13 protein-coding genes are annotated in these 13671 nt (G+C 61.4%); 4 read left to right on the forward strand and 9 right to left on the reverse strand.

Features of this window, described 5'->3' with window-relative positions:
* The first annotated feature begins 223 nt into the window (after positions 1–223).
* Both PspCFBP13508_RS25430 and PspCFBP13508_RS25435 read left to right on the forward strand, forming a co-directional pair.
* Positions 224–1459, forward strand: a complete 1236-nt coding sequence (locus PspCFBP13508_RS25430) for a M20/M25/M40 family metallo-hydrolase (protein WP_130911643.1) — start codon at positions 224–226, stop codon at positions 1457–1459.
* Between the two features lie 401 nt (positions 1460–1860).
* Positions 1861–2163 carry a hypothetical protein gene (locus tag PspCFBP13508_RS25435; protein WP_137216109.1) on the forward strand — a complete coding sequence of 101 codons (303 nt, stop codon included), beginning with the start codon at positions 1861–1863 and terminating at the stop codon, positions 2161–2163.
* Between the two features lie 105 nt (positions 2164–2268).
* Here PspCFBP13508_RS25435 and PspCFBP13508_RS25440 read toward each other — a convergent pair whose 3' ends face one another.
* The 8 genes from PspCFBP13508_RS25440 to PspCFBP13508_RS25475 form a co-directional block, all read right to left on the reverse strand.
* On the reverse strand, positions 2269–3138 hold the full coding sequence (locus PspCFBP13508_RS25440; RefSeq protein ID WP_024012471.1) for an oxaloacetate decarboxylase: 870 nt from the start codon (positions 3136–3138) through the stop codon (positions 2269–2271).
* A 154-nt stretch (positions 3139–3292) separates the two neighbouring features.
* Positions 3293–4327, reverse strand: a complete 1035-nt coding sequence (gene astA, locus PspCFBP13508_RS25445; RefSeq protein ID WP_137216110.1) for an arginine N-succinyltransferase — start codon at positions 4325–4327, stop codon at positions 3293–3295.
* A 49-nt stretch (positions 4328–4376) separates the two neighbouring features.
* Positions 4377–5393 (reverse strand): arginine N-succinyltransferase, encoded by a 1017-nt coding sequence (locus tag PspCFBP13508_RS25450; RefSeq protein WP_137216111.1) that lies wholly within the window; start codon positions 5391–5393, stop codon positions 4377–4379.
* Positions 5394–5511: 118 nt separating this feature from the next.
* Positions 5512–6861: an APC family permease gene (locus tag PspCFBP13508_RS25455; protein ID WP_137216112.1), complete on the reverse strand. Its 1350-nt coding sequence runs from the start codon at positions 6859–6861 to the stop codon at positions 5512–5514.
* Positions 6862–6915: 54 nt separating this feature from the next.
* Positions 6916–7668: an N-formylglutamate amidohydrolase gene (locus PspCFBP13508_RS25460; protein WP_130911638.1), complete on the reverse strand. Its 753-nt coding sequence runs from the start codon at positions 7666–7668 to the stop codon at positions 6916–6918.
* Positions 7652–8983: a glutamine synthetase gene (locus PspCFBP13508_RS25465; RefSeq protein WP_137216113.1), complete on the reverse strand. Its 1332-nt coding sequence runs from the start codon at positions 8981–8983 to the stop codon at positions 7652–7654. Before PspCFBP13508_RS25465 ends, PspCFBP13508_RS25460 begins: the two co-directional genes overlap by 17 nt.
* Complete coding sequence (locus PspCFBP13508_RS25470; protein WP_137216114.1) at positions 8980–9624, reverse strand: isochorismatase family cysteine hydrolase; 645 nt, start codon at positions 9622–9624, stop codon at positions 8980–8982. Before PspCFBP13508_RS25470 ends, PspCFBP13508_RS25465 begins: the two co-directional genes overlap by 4 nt.
* Positions 9625–9626: 2 nt before the next feature.
* Entirely contained in the window at positions 9627–10481 is an 855-nt protein-coding gene (locus PspCFBP13508_RS25475; RefSeq protein ID WP_130911635.1) for a MurR/RpiR family transcriptional regulator, read from the reverse strand.
* Positions 10482–10798: 317 nt separating this feature from the next.
* Here PspCFBP13508_RS25475 and PspCFBP13508_RS25480 point away from each other — a divergent pair, with 317 nt between their 5' ends.
* Complete coding sequence (locus PspCFBP13508_RS25480) at positions 10799–11368, forward strand: histidine phosphatase family protein (RefSeq protein WP_137216115.1); 570 nt, start codon at positions 10799–10801, stop codon at positions 11366–11368.
* Positions 11368–12123 carry a precorrin-6A synthase (deacetylating) gene (cobF, locus tag PspCFBP13508_RS25485; protein WP_137216116.1) on the forward strand — a complete coding sequence of 252 codons (756 nt, stop codon included), beginning with the start codon at positions 11368–11370 and terminating at the stop codon, positions 12121–12123. Before PspCFBP13508_RS25480 ends, cobF begins: the two co-directional genes overlap by 1 nt.
* Positions 12124–12489: 366 nt before the next feature.
* Here the strand turns inward: cobF and PspCFBP13508_RS25490 are convergent, their stop codons facing one another.
* Complete coding sequence (locus tag PspCFBP13508_RS25490) at positions 12490–13671, reverse strand: acetyl-CoA C-acetyltransferase (protein ID WP_137216117.1); 1182 nt, start codon at positions 13669–13671, stop codon at positions 12490–12492.

Here is a 13671-nt window from a genome sequence, read left to right on the forward strand (position 1 = left end):
TCCCATGTAGGAGCTGCCGAAGGCTGCGATCTTTTGGGACGCTCTGCGTCCCGGCCTGCATTCCTTTGCTGCGCGTGGGAACGATCAAAATCAAAAGATCGCAGCCTTCGGCAGCTCCTACAGTTTGTTCGGTGTCAGTCGGGCAAGTGTCGCATCCGCTATAGAGCCTCGCGCCGATGTCGGTTACGGTTGAAGTCCCCCGACACGAAACAAGGACTGCTTCATGACGTTCTCATTTCCCCGCTCACTGCTGGCTGCCAGCCTCGGTCTGTCCCTCGCATTCTCGGCCGCAAACGCCGCCGAACCACATAAACAAGTGCTCGCCGATGCCGAGCAGTATCAGCCCGAAGCCCTGAAGTTACTGGAACGGCTGGTCAATATCGACTCCGGTTCCGGTTATGAACCGGGCCTGAAACAGGTCAGCGAGATCGCCATCGATGAGCTGAAAAAACTCGGCGCAACTATCGAACTGGTGCCGAACACCCCGGAAAAATCCAACCACGTGCTGGCCACGCTCAAAGGCACCGGCAAGGCGAAGATCCTGCTGATGGCGCACATGGACACGGTGTTCAAGGAAGGCTCGGCGGCCGAACGGCCATTCCATATCAAGGACGGCCGTGCCTACGGGCCGGGGGTGATGGACGACAAGGGCGGCATCGTCGCCGGCATCTACGCGCTTAAAGTGCTGAAGAACCTCGACTTCAAAGACTACGCGCAGATCACTTTCCTGCTCGACGCCAGCGAAGAAACCGGCTCGGATGTCGCCACCGACCTGATCAAGAAAACCGCCAAACAGCACGACGTCACCCTCAACCTCGAACCGGGCCGTCCGGCCGATGGTCTGGTAGTGTGGCGCAAGGGCAGTGCGACGGCGCTGGTTGAAGTCAAAGGCAAAGCCGCCCACGCTGGCGTTGCGCCGGAATTGGGCCGCAATGCAGCGATGGAAGCGGCGCACCAGATTCTCCAGCTGGGCAAACTCGGCGATGAGGCGAAGAAAACCACCATCAACTTCACCGTGCTCAAGGCCGGCGATCGCACCAACGTGATTCCGGATCAGGCCACGGCCAAGGCGGATGTGCGTGCGGCAGTGCCGGAGGAATTTGATCGCATCGAGAAGGATCTGGCGCGGGTCTCGCAGGACAAGTTGATTGCCGATACCGAAGTGAAAACGTCCTTGCAGCGCGGTTTACCGCCGATGCCACAAACGGCCGAGTCGGATCGGCTGATGGCCATGGCCCAGGGAATTTACGGCGAAATTGGCCGCAAGCTGACCGAGGAGGGCAGTGGTGGCGCGGCGGATGCCAGTCTGTCCGCAGGCGTTGGCACGCCGACGCTGGATGGCTTCGGGATCGTCGGCGGCAATATTCACACGCCTGAGGAATACGCCGAAGTGGCGAGCGTGGCGCCGCGGATCTATTTGTTGTCGCGGATGATAATGGAGTTGGCGAAGCCGCGGTGATGGGGTTTGCGGTGTGACGAGGCCGGGCGGAGTGCCAGAGAAATCGGCCCCTCACCCTAACCCTCTCCCGGAGGGAGAGGGGACTGACCGCGTTGTTTGTGGTCCATGTGGCAACCGCCAGATCAAGTTGAATTCAAATTCGCATTCAACGCGATCTCTCACGTCGGCGTAGATCCAGAGCATCCCCCAATCAGTCCCCTCTCCCTCTGGGAGAGGGCTAGGGTGAGGGGCTTTTGTGGGAAGTGTGGAAGTCGAGGACGGCGCACAAAAAATACCGAAAAGTCCGACAGAAGCTCTGGTTGCGGCCGTTGGGCGCGACTTTTATAGTCTCCGTTCGCAGATAACTCTGCGACGATCTTGGCCGGTCGAATTCAGAACCTGACCTTTCTGGAGTGAACTCTATGACCGACCAAGTAATGTCGCACTACCTCCCCATCGACACCTACGACGCCGAATCGCCGGTGCTCTTCATCAATACTCACACTGAACTCAGCGACATGGCCGCCTGTGCGATGAACCGGTTTGTGGTCGTGCGTGATCTGGCCGACACCTTTGCCAGCCTTAACCTCAAGGGCATTTCCGATTGTGATCTGACGCAGGTGACCAGCGCGGTTCATCTGCTGATGCGCGAGGGCTGTGCGATTCTGAATGTGATTCAGGCGCGGGCGGCGCAGCGGGAAGAGGCTTACAAGACGCCGGTTTAGCGGTGTCGCGGCTGTCGCTTTCGCGAGCAGGCTCGCTCCCACAGGGGAGCGCATTTCAACTGTGGGAGCGAGCCTGCTCGCGAAGGGGCCGGTACAGCGTATGCATCACTCCTTGACGCTCATGTATTCCTTGGCCCAGAGAATGTATTCCTCCGGCTGGGTGTAGGTGTGGGTCAATTCGGTCGCGCTCAAATCGGCGGCCTGGGTGAAGATCTGCCGCTGTTCACGCAGGCTGTCGTAGGTGGCCTTGATCGCGGCGAAGTAGGCGCCGTGGCCGTCGATGGTCACACGCACGCCCAGTTCGGCGAGGCGTTTGTCGTCGCGCAGGGCCGGGTTGCCGTAGGTGACCAGCATCAGCGGCACGGTCAGGTGCTCGGCGATCTGTTCCAGTTGATCGAAGTCCTGCACGCCGACCATGCAGATACCGTCAGCGCCCGCCGCTTGATATTGGCGGGTGCGGCTGATGATTTCCTGGTTCGGCAGAATGCCGGCATTGGTGCGGGCGATGATGGCCATTTCCGTGTCGACCCGGGCTTCCAGCGCCGCGCGGATCTTGCCGACGCCTTCGGCCACGGTGATCAGGTCGGTGGATTTGCGCCCGAATTGCGCGGGCAGCAGGGTATCTTCGATGGTCAGTGCAGCGACGCCGGCGCGTTCCAGTTCGACGATGGTGCGCATCACGTTGAGGGCATTGCCGTAGCCGTGGTCGGCGTCTGCGATCACTGGCAATTGGGCGACGCGACCGATGCGCGTGGCCTGTTCGGCGAATTCGCTGAGGGTGATCAGGGCGAAGTCCGGTGCGCCGAGCACCTGCAGCGAGGCCACGGAACCGCCGAGGATACCTACTTCAAAACCCAGGTCAGCGGCGATGCGGGCGGACATCGGGTCGAACACCGAAGCCGTGTGGTAGCAGGTGTCGGAGGCCAGCAACTGACGGAAATTGCGGCGCAAATCTTGATGGGAAAGCCTGGTCATACGAGTTCCACCAATACATAAGGAATGGAAAGGCTTGAGCAAAGGTGTCAACGCCGAAGAATGAAAAGGCTATCACGCGAATGGGTCAAGAATCATGACGAATTTGCGCGGCAGGACTGGCGGCTGAAAGGTTTAATCTCCCGTGCCGGAAATATCAGGCCGCCACGGCATGTTGCTGTTGATGGGGCAGGAGCACCGCGCGCACCGAATTGCCCGGCTGCAATTGCAGGCGTTTGGCGGTGAGTCGGTCGACCACCAGGCTGTTGCCCACCAGTCGACCGCGGGCCACGGTGATGCGGCAGTTTTCCAGGCGGCGGTTGTGAATCAGCCACAGCGGTGCCTGCTCATCCGGGGTGCCGAGGCTCAGGGTCAGTTCGAGGCTGTCGCGTACCGTGCGGATGCTGCGGATCGGCGCTTCGATGACCGGGCCACCGTCGAAAATGTCGATATAGCCTTTGTGCGTGAAACCCTCGGCTTGAAGAATCTTCAACGCCGGCTGGGTGTTCGGGTGAGTCTGGCCGATCGCCGCCTGCGCCTGTTCGGTGAGCAGGCAGGTGTACAGCGGCTGGCGCGGCATCAGCTCGGCGATAAAGGCTTTGTTGCCCAGGCCGGACAAGTGATCGGCGTGGGTGAAATCCATCTGGAAAAAGTGCCGGCCGAGGCTGTCCCAGAACGGCGAGCAACCGTTTTCATCGGCACTGCCGCGCAGTTCGGCGATCATCTTCTCGCCAAACAGATGCGGGAATTCGGCGACGAACAACAGACGACCCAGCGACAACAGGCGGCCATTGCTGCCGCTGCGCTGGTCATGGCGCAGGAACAGCGAGCACAGCTCCGATTGGCCGGTCAGTTCGTTGTTGAGGAACAACGTCGGAATCTGTCGTTGAATGCCCAGGTCCGGTGCCGAACTGACAGTCACCCCGAGCCGGTAGTTGTACCAGGGCTCGCGCAAGCCAACGGCGCCGGCCATCGCGCTGACACCGACCACGCGCTGCTCATCATCCTCGAGTACGAACAGGTAATCGGCATCGGCGCGTTCCACCTGTTCGGCGAATGCGCGCTGTGCCCAACGCACTCGATGTGCGAGGCGGTCCTCGTTGGCAGGAAGGGTGGTGAAACCTGGCCCTGCCTGTTCGACGAGGGTCATCAACGCAGGCAGATCACTGACTTTTACCGGACGGACAATCATGCTCCAACTCCTTTGGCGTACCGATTCAGGCGCGGATGGCTAACGCGGCTCACAGAGCGACCAGCCGTATCGAACTGCCATCGCTGACCTTAAGCGCCGCACAGATGGCGGGTGTCAGGGGCAGCGGCTGACCGGGGTGATAGTCGAGTTCGGTGACCATCGCGCGGTAGTCATGCAGGGCGTCGTTGCTCAGCAGGTAACGGCCACGGGCGTCGGTCGATGCTTGTTGGCGTACGCTGGCGGTCTGGCTGTCAGCGATCGAGCGAATGTTCGCGGTACGCGCATACAGCGTCGGTCCGGCGTCGAACAGGTCGATGTAGCTGTTGGTTTCGAAGCCTTCCCGCTCAAGGATGTCGAACGCTTCCTGGCCGTCCGGGTGCACGCGCCCGATACAATCCTGGGCCGCTTGCGGCAGCATCGGCACGTAGATCGGGTATTGCGGCATCAGTTCGGCAAGGAACGTGCGGCTCTGTAACCCGCACAGACGCTCGGCTTCCGCGTAGGGGAGGTCGAAGAAGTGCTTGCCCAGCGCATCCCAGAACGGCGAGTGACCCTGCTCGTCGCTGTAGCCGACGATCTCGGTAATCACCGCCTCGGAGAACCGCTGTGCATGCGCAGCAATAAACAGCAGGCGCGCTCGCGACAGTAGTTCGGAAAACGGCGTGCGCACCAGCGCGGAGTCAATGTGGAATCCGCGCAGCAAGGTATGCCCGCTAAGGTCATGGCACAACGACAACGCCGGCACGCCGTGCTCGATGTTCAACTCCCGCGAAGCGCTGGTGAAATGGCGGTTGCGCAGGCTGTAGAACGGCTCCTTGAAGCCGGCGGTGGCAAGGATTTCCGAGCAGCCGACCAATTGCCGGCGTTCGAGATCTTCGAGCACGAAGAAATAGTTCTCCGGCCCCTGCGCTGCGGCGGCGCTATCGAAGGACGCGCACGACGCGGCGATTTTTTCGCGCAGGTGCTCGCTGTCATCCGGCAGCGAGGTCACGCCGATCAGGCTCTCGCGAGCCAGGCGCTGTAGCTGGGGCAGATCATTCTGCTCGACTGGGCGTAAGACCAGCATGGATGTACTCCTGTATCAAAAGGTTCGGCCCGTTCGCCGAACCTGACTATCACTGTCGGTTTCCACGCGTTGAATCGGCGGTCGCCTGATTTGTTGTCAGACGCCGCTCTTTTTCTTGTCAGCCTTTGCTCGGGTCTGGCAGCGCTGTGCTGGCGCCGAGCTTGTTGAGGAAGAACAGGTACACCAGGCCCAGGGCAATCCAGATCAGGCCGAGTTTCTGTGCATCGACGCCCATGTTGTACATGATGGCGGCGACGATGATGAAGCCGATCACCGGGCAGAGCAGATGGCGCACAACCTGTCCCGACTTCTGCCGACGCCAGTAGTGGTTGATCACCGTCAGGTGCAGCAGCATGAAACCGCTGAGGGCGCCGAAGTTGATAAGCGAAGTGAGAATGTCGACCGCGTCGATGAACAGGTAGCAGATCAGCAGTGACAATACCGCTACCAGATAAATGCTCAGGTACGGCGTGTTGTGTTTCGGGTGGACCCTGGCCAGCACCTTCGGCAGCTTGCCGTCGCGGGCCATGCCGAACAGCAGACGCGAGACGGCGGCCTGCGAGGTGATCGCCACCGCGACGCCCCAGGCCAGCGCCGTGGCGACGGCGGTCAGGGTCGCCAGCCAGCTGCCGGCGGCGATTTCAGCGATTTCATAGAACGCGGTGTCGGCGGACTTGAAGCCCATGCCCGCTGCCAGATCGGTGGCAATCCACGTTTGTACGACGAAAATCGTGCCCATCACCGCTAGAGTGATCAGCGCTGCCTTGCCGACACTGCGGCCCGGATCTTCCTTGATTTCTTCGGCGAGGGTGGAGATCGCGTCGAAGCCGAGGAACGACAGCACGGCGATCGACACGGCTTGCATCAGCAGGGCGAAGTTGAAGGTTTCCGGGTGATACAGCGGCGCCAGCGTCAGCTCACCGTTACCGCCACCGTTGTGCAGGGCGTTCCAGGCGTAGAACAGGAAGATGCCCAGCACCACCAGTTGTGCCAGCAGGAACAGCATGTTCATCCGCGCGGTGAAGGTGATGCCGCGCAGGTTGACGAACGTCGCGCTGACCAGAAACGCCAGGATGAAGCCGACCTTGGGAATGTCCGGGTACAAATGATTGAGCGCCATCGCCGAATACAGGTACAGCAGCGGCGGAATCAGCAGATAGTCGAGCAGCATCAGCCAGCCAGCGATGAAACCGACATGTTGATTGAGGCCGCGCTGGGCGTAGGAATATACGGAGCCGGCAACCGGAAAGGCCTTGGCCATGCTGCCGTAACTCAGCGCGGTGAACAGCATCGCCACCATGCCGATGATGTACGCCAGCGGCACCATCCCCGGTGCTTCGGCGTTGACGTAGCCATACACCCCGAACGGGGCGATGGGGATCATGAAGATCATCCCGTACACCACCAGATCGGTGAGCGTCAGGCTACGTTTCAACTCTTGCTTGTAGCCGAATTCTTCAATTTCCATGAAGCGCAACTCCTTGTCAGCCATCGGTCGGTTTATGTTTTATCGGTCCATCGTTTACAGCAAAGGTGCGAGGTAACCTGCCCAGCGCGAAACCGCTTCGGGGCTGCGCAGCAGATCATTGCGCACCTCGATCAGCACCGCCTCAAGGCCCCTGGCATCACCGTGCACGGGCACGGTCATATCGCCCAGCGGGTCAATTTTGTACGGCTGGTTGCCCGCGACTTTCAGTGGATGCGCTTGGAGGCCGTCAAGCAGGCGCTCGGCATAGTCTCTGGCCTGGCCGAACAGCACGCCGACTTCAAGCGGTCGCGGCTGGCCGTAATACACCGGGGTAAAACTGTGAATGCCGACCACACGCACCGCTTGGCCTCGGGCGATGCGCTCGTCGATCAAAGTCTGCAAGCGCGCATGAAACGGTTTGAACAGGGTCTGGCGGCGATACTCGCGGGCCGCTTCGTCGAGCTCGCGATTGCCGGGGATCTGGTAGATCTCGCTTTGCAGTGGAATGCTGTCCGGGGCATGTCGCGGGCGGTTGAGGTCGATCAGCAGCCGTGAGTAATTGGCGCTGAGCAACGTGGCGCCGAGCTGTTCCGATAACTGTTCGGCCAGTTGCAGCGCGCCGATGTCCCAAGCGATATGTTCGCGTGCGGCCGCCTCGTCCAGGCCCAGATTGTTCAGGGCTTCGGGAATGTAGCGACTGGCGTGTTCGCACACGAGGATCAACGGGTTCGTCGAGTCCTCGCGGCTCAGGTTGTAGACCGGGCGGGTGTACAACCCAAGCTCGGCGGATTCAGTACAGGCGTGCATAGTGCTCACACAGGTCAGCGGGCGAGAGCTGTTCCGTCAGCGCCAGTTCCTCGGTTTTCAGGGCGTAATAAGTGTCGAGCAACGGCTTGGGCAGCCATTCGTTGAAGGCTGCACTGTCGCGCAGGCAATCCAGCGCCTGCGCCAGCGAGGCGGGCAGGGCGACGATGCCCCGGGCCTTGCGTTGCTCGTCGTTGAGTGAATCGGGAATTTCATCGGTAACCGCGTTCAGCGCCAGACGCTGTTCGATGCCCAGCCGCCCGGCAATCAGTAGCGCAGCCATGGCAAGATGCGGCGAGGCGGTAGCGTCCATGGCGCGGAATTCCAGGTTGAACTGCTGCGCGGCGGACTTGCCGCCCAAGGTCACGGTCGGGCAGATGCGCAGCGCCGCTTCACGGTTCTGCTGCCCCAGACACGCATACGACGCGCTCCAGTGGTGCGGCTGCAAACGCTGGTACGACAGCGGCGTCGGCGCGGTGAACGCGCACAGCGCCGGTAGAAAATGCAGGACTCCGGCAGCCCAGTGCTGACCGATGCTCGATAGGCCGTTGCTGGTGCCGGCGTCGTAGAGCATCGGCTGACCGGCCACATCGAGCAGGCTGACGTGCAGATGGACACCGTTGCACACCGCTTCGGCGGCAGTCTTCGGCGCAAAACTCAGATCCAGGCCCATCTGCCGGGCGATTTCCCGAGTGATTTCCCGCACGTTGACCGCGCGATCCGCCGCCGCCACGCCAAGGGTCGGGCGGCAGGTGATTTCGTATTGGTGCTTGCCGTATTCCGGCAGGAACATTTCCGGCTCGACCCCGCCAGCGCGCAGGGCGCTGAGCAGCCAGCCGCCGAATTCGGCGCCTTGGCGCTGCGCTTCGAGAGAGAACGCCGCGTGTTCGGCAATGCCTGCGTGCAGGTTGAATTCATGTTCGAAGGCGGCGTTGACCTGTAACCCCAGCTCATCGTGATAGCGCTCGATTTCATCGCGCAGCAATGTGCGTGGGCAGGCGCCCCATGCCTGGCCGTCGGTCTCACGAATGTCGGCGTGAATGAAATCCAGCACCGGTGCATTGGCGTCCGGGCCGCTGCCGACAGTGACGCGGCTGCTCAGATCGGGAATCAGCCGCAGGTCGCCGTACGCGCCCCACGGATTGCTCGAGGCGATGATGTCCTGCGGCGTCAACGCGCTGTTGGCCGGTACCCAACCGCAACCCGCCGCCTGGTAATGCTCCAGCTCATCGCTGGGAAACGAGCGGCCACGGGTGATGCCGATCAGGTCGGTTGTCACCAGCGTGGTCATCGGTAAAGGCGTCAGGCGCGGGCTCATGGCTGCATCTCCTGCAAACGGCCGAGCACGGTTTCAGTGTCGGTGATCCAGCAATAACCCTTGATCGCGTTGAGACAGGCGTGGTGGCGTTCAGCTGTGTAAGTGGCGCAGGCGTCCTCCACCAGCGTGACCAGATAGCCACGGTCGGCGGCATCGCGCACGGCCATGTCCACGCATTGGTCGGTGACAATGCCGGCGATGATCAGATGGCGGGTTTGCAGATTGCGCAGCACGTAATCAATGTTGGTTGAATTGAACACCCCGGAGGAGGTCTTCGGCAGCACGATTTCGTTCTCGGCCGGGGTCAGCTCAGCGATGACCTGAGCCTGAGCGCTGCCCTTGGGCAGATGCATGTCCGACAGCTTGTGATCCAGCGAGCGGTCGCGACCGTCGGCGGTCAGGCTTTCGATAATCGTGTGCAGCACGTTCTGCTGCGCCTGGCGAAAGGCGCCAAGCAGACGTTGTTGATTGGGCACCACCTGCTTGCGCGTGCGCTGGAGAAAATACTCGGCATCCGGCTCGCTCAGGTGCGGGTCGAATTGCGGTTCGAGCCAGGCGCGCTGCATGTCCACCAGCAGCAAAGCGGTGTGGTCGGTCGCAAACGGCAGGTCCCGAGGCGAGCGGTGGGGAAGGCTGAACATCCTTATTTGTCCTCCAGCAGGTGAGTCGCAAAGTCGTTGCGCAGGGCATCGATGCCTTCCAGGCGATCGGCCGGGTCTGGCACGCGCAAGGTCAGGCAGGCGATCAACGCCTCGACCTGCGCCAGCGCCGGTACCATGGTGTCGAACGGCGATGCCGATTCGACCGGCGCGCTGATGATCAGGTCGGCCAGTTCGCGCAGCGGCGAGGCGTAGACATCGGTGAACAACACCACTCGCGCGTTGTTGTTTTTCGCCGCCTGCGCAACGCGCAAAGCTTGGGTCTGATAGCGCCGGTAGTCGAACACCAGCACCACGTCCTGACGTTGCAGATCGTATAAACGGTCGGGCAACAGGGCGTTGTCTTCCAGGGCGAAGCAGCCGGGGCGCAGCAGACGCAGGTGGTTGAGCAGGTAATTGGCCAGCAGAATGCTGAAGCGGCCACCGAAACAGTAGACCTGATGGCGGCTGTCGAGCAGCCATTCCACGAGGATGCGCACGTCCTCAGGCTGGGTCAGGGCTTGGGTGTCGACCAGCAAACGCTGGCTGTCCGCCAGGTAATGCGCCCAGGCATCGTCCTTGTTCTGCTGCGAGCGCGGCTGCAACAAGGTGCGCGGTGAACGCAGGCGATGATCCATGTCGCTGAGCAGGGCTTCCTGGAATTCGGCATAACCGCCGAAACCGAGCTTTTTCACCAAGCGCACGATAGTCGGATCGCTGACACCGGCATGTTCGGCCAGCCGCGCCATAGGCCCGAGACCATTGCGCGGGTACTGGTCGAGCAGGGCGCGAACGACTTTGCGCTCTGACGGCGTCAAGTCCAGGCCGGGCTCGGTGATCAGGTCTCTGAGAGGGGGCATCCGGGCTCCTGCTGGATGGGGTGTCGAATTCGTTTCACAATCCGTTAAACGAGTATTTATGTAATGGGTGTTACATGTCTAGCGAATTTTTGTACAGGTTTTTCGAGCACCAAAAGTGTGCAGGATGCCCGTGTAGCAAGGCTTACGTGGAAGTTGCAACGCTCTGTAGTCCTTTGCCCTCGCTGGTGTCAGACATTGCCCAATGAGCGCGTTCAGCCAGCGGCCGGGCTACGCTGAGGACCACGGTTTTACGGCACAATGCGCCGCAGCCCGGCTAGTGGCCGTTGCTTTCATATAATTCGAGCGAGTACCTGCTTGTGCCAAGTAGCCGTTTGACACTGATTTGCCATGCGCGAACCGTCGCACAGAAACTGGCGCGTTTTCCTACGGACGAGCCTGTTGAAAATCTGGCTGTTCGGTCCGACGCGTTCAGGGCCCGATTGGCGGTAACACGGCGGCTGATTTGCGCCCCGGAATTGAGAACTCAGCAAACGGCGGCATGGTTTGGTGCCGATGCAGAGATTGATCAAGCCCTGCGCGATTGCGACTGGGGACGCTGGCACGGCCAGTCGATCAAAGAATTGCAAGCCAGGGAACCCGACGCGTTGCAGGCCTGGCTGGCCGATCCTGAAGCGGCACCCCATGGCGGCGAATCAGTCAGGCAACTGACGCAGCGGGTGGCAAAGTGGCTGGACACAATCGCTGCAACGCCTGGGCATGTCGTGGCGGTGACTCATCCTTTCGTCATGCGCGCAGCGCTGATGCAGGTGCTGCAAGGCGCGGCGTTCCACGCAATCGACATCGAACCGCTGGCGATGATCGACTTGCGCTTCAATGGCCTCTGGCGGCTACGCTTGCCGGGCATGGCCCTTGAAGAGGAATTCTGATGAAACAGCTGCTGGTCATCGGCATTGGCGCCGGCAATCCGGACTACATCACCATGCAAGCGGTGAAAGCGCTGAATCGGGTCGATGTGTTCTTTCTGCTGGATAAAGGCCAGAGCAAGCAGACACTGATCGACCTGCGCCGGGAGATCTGCGAGCGCTACATCACCGACCACGCTTATCGCTTTGTCGAAGCCAGCAGTCCGGAGCGCGAGCGCGGCAACGTGGATTACGCGGCAAGTGTCGATGCGCTGAACCGCGCCAGGCAACAGACTTTCGAACGCCTGATCAATGAAGAATTGTCCGACGGCGAGTGCGGCGGTTTTCTGGTCTGGGGCGATCCGGCGTTGTACGACAGCACACTGCGCATCCTCCAGGCGATTCAGGCGGGTGGTCGCTGTGAGTTCGAATACGAAGTGATCCCGGGGATTACCAGCGTGCAGGCCCTGGCGGCGCAGCACAAAATACCGTTGAACACGATTGGCCGTTCGGTGGAAATCACCACGGGTCGGCGATTGGCGGCGGGGCAGGTGAGTGAATCGGACAGTCTGGTGGTGATGCTCGATGCCGAGGATTCGTACCAGCGGGTGGCGGATCGGCAGACCGAGATTTTCTGGGGCGCTTACCTGGGCACGCCGGACGAGATACTGCTCAGCGGCCGGCTGGCGGATGTCGCCGATGAGATCGAACGGGTGCGCAAAGCGGCGCGGGCGGAGCATGGGTGGATTATGGATACCTATCTATTGCGCAAGCCTTGAGTGGTTGGCGCCTGAACAAGCGCTTTCGCGAGCAGGCTCGCTCCCACAGGGAAATGCGTTGCAGAATGTGGGAGCGAGCCTGCTCGCGAAAGGGCCAGAACATTCACCGCCGATTTGGGACAGGCAAAAAGAAACCCGATGCAACGCAGTCACCAGTTCCCCTCACCCCAGCCCTCTCCCGGGGGGAGAGGGAGCCGACCGAGGTGTCTTGCGTCAGACATCGACCTGGATGACCGAGTCGATTATGGATTCAACTCTGCTCGTTCAAGCCGACATCACTCCTGCGCATTCCCCGATCAGTTCCCTCTCCCTCTGGGAGAGGGCTAGGGTGAGGGGCTTTTGAGCAGGCTAACGCGGATGTCGTGGTTAAACGCGTTCCAGCGCCAGCGCGACACCCTGACCGCCACCGATGCATAAGGTCGCCAGACCTTTTTTCGCATCGCGTTTGAGCATTTCATGCAGCAGCGTCACCAGCACGCGGCAGCCCGATGCGCCGATCGGATGACCGAGGGCGATGGCGCCGCCGTTGACGTTGACCTTGTTCAAGTCCCATTGCAGGTCCTTGGCCAGGGCCAGCGATTGCGCGGCGAACGCTTCATTGGCTTCGATCAAATCGAGCTGGTCGATATTCCAGCCGGCCTTGTCGAGGCAACGGCGGGTGGCCGATACCGGGCCGATGCCCATGATCGCCGGGTCGACGCCAGCGTTGGCGTACGCAGCGATTCTGGCCAGCACCGGCAGGCCCAGCGCTTTGGCTTTTTCGGCACTCATCAGAATCACAGCGGCGGCACCGTCGTTCAGCGACGAGGCGTTGCCAGCGGTGACGCTGCCGTCCTTTTTGAACGCCGGACGCAATTTCGCCAGAGATTCTGCGGTGGTATCGCCGCGTGGCTGCTCGTCGACCTTGAACGCGACAGGATCGCCTTTGCGCTGGGGAATCAGGATCGGCGTGATTTCATCAACGAAGCGACCGGCCTCGATCGCGGCGGCGGCTTTCTGCTGAGACGCGGCAGCAAAGGCGTCCTGCTGTTCGCGGCTGATCTCGTACTTGTCGACCAGATTCTCGGCAGTGATGCCCATGTGGTAATCGTTGAACGCATCCCACAGGCCATCGCTGATCATGGTGTCGACGATTTGTGCGTGGCCCATGCGCAGACCGGTGCGCGCGCCCGGCATGATGTAGTTGGACAGGCTCATGTTCTCCTGACCGCCGGCGATGATCACCTCGGCGTCGCCGCAGCGGATCGCTTGCGCGCCCAGGTGCAGGGCCTTGAGACCCGAACCGCAAACCTTGTTCAGGGTCATGGCCGGTACGGCATGGGGCAGGCCAGCCTTGATCGCGGCCTGACGTGCCGGGTTCTGCCCGGCGCCAGCGGTCAGCACCTGACCCATGATCACTTCATCGACCTGCGCCCCGTCGAGACCGGTCTGCTCGAGCAACTGGCGGATCACCGCCGCGCCCAGATCTACTGCGGACACATTGGCCAGGGAGCCCTGAAAACTGCCGATCGCGGTACGCGTGGCGGCAACAATGACGACGTCTTGCAT

The organism is Pseudomonas sp. CFBP13508, from assembly GCF_005233515.1.
GTDB classification, from domain to species: Bacteria; Pseudomonadota; Gammaproteobacteria; order Pseudomonadales; family Pseudomonadaceae; genus Aquipseudomonas; species Aquipseudomonas mercuritolerans.

Bases quoted from the DNA above. Each gene is read 5' to 3' on its own strand.
- PspCFBP13508_RS25430 (WP_130911643.1), top strand. From the start codon at position 224: ATGACGTTCTCATTTCCCCGCTCACTGCTGGCTGCCAGCCTCGGTCTG.
- PspCFBP13508_RS25435 (WP_137216109.1), top strand. From the start codon at position 1,861: ATGACCGACCAAGTAATGTCGCACTACCTCCCCATCGACACCTACGAC.
- PspCFBP13508_RS25440 (WP_024012471.1), bottom strand. From the start codon at position 3,138: ATGACCAGGCTTTCCCATCAAGATTTGCGCCGCAATTTCCGTCAGTTG.
- astA (WP_137216110.1), bottom strand. From the start codon at position 4,327: ATGATTGTCCGTCCGGTAAAAGTCAGTGATCTGCCTGCGTTGATGACC.
- PspCFBP13508_RS25450 (WP_137216111.1), bottom strand. From the start codon at position 5,393: ATGCTGGTCTTACGCCCAGTCGAGCAGAATGATCTGCCCCAGCTACAG.
- PspCFBP13508_RS25455 (WP_137216112.1), bottom strand. From the start codon at position 6,861: ATGGAAATTGAAGAATTCGGCTACAAGCAAGAGTTGAAACGTAGCCTG.
- PspCFBP13508_RS25460 (WP_130911638.1), bottom strand. From the start codon at position 7,668: ATGCACGCCTGTACTGAATCCGCCGAGCTTGGGTTGTACACCCGCCCG.
- PspCFBP13508_RS25465 (WP_137216113.1), bottom strand. From the start codon at position 8,983: ATGAGCCCGCGCCTGACGCCTTTACCGATGACCACGCTGGTGACAACC.
- PspCFBP13508_RS25470 (WP_137216114.1), bottom strand. From the start codon at position 9,624: ATGTTCAGCCTTCCCCACCGCTCGCCTCGGGACCTGCCGTTTGCGACC.
- PspCFBP13508_RS25475 (WP_130911635.1), bottom strand. From the start codon at position 10,481: ATGCCCCCTCTCAGAGACCTGATCACCGAGCCCGGCCTGGACTTGACG.
- cobF (WP_137216116.1), top strand. From the start codon at position 11,368: ATGAAACAGCTGCTGGTCATCGGCATTGGCGCCGGCAATCCGGACTAC.
- PspCFBP13508_RS25490 (WP_137216117.1), bottom strand. From the start codon at position 13,671: ATGCAAGACGTCGTCATTGTTGCCGCCACGCGTACCGCGATCGGCAGT.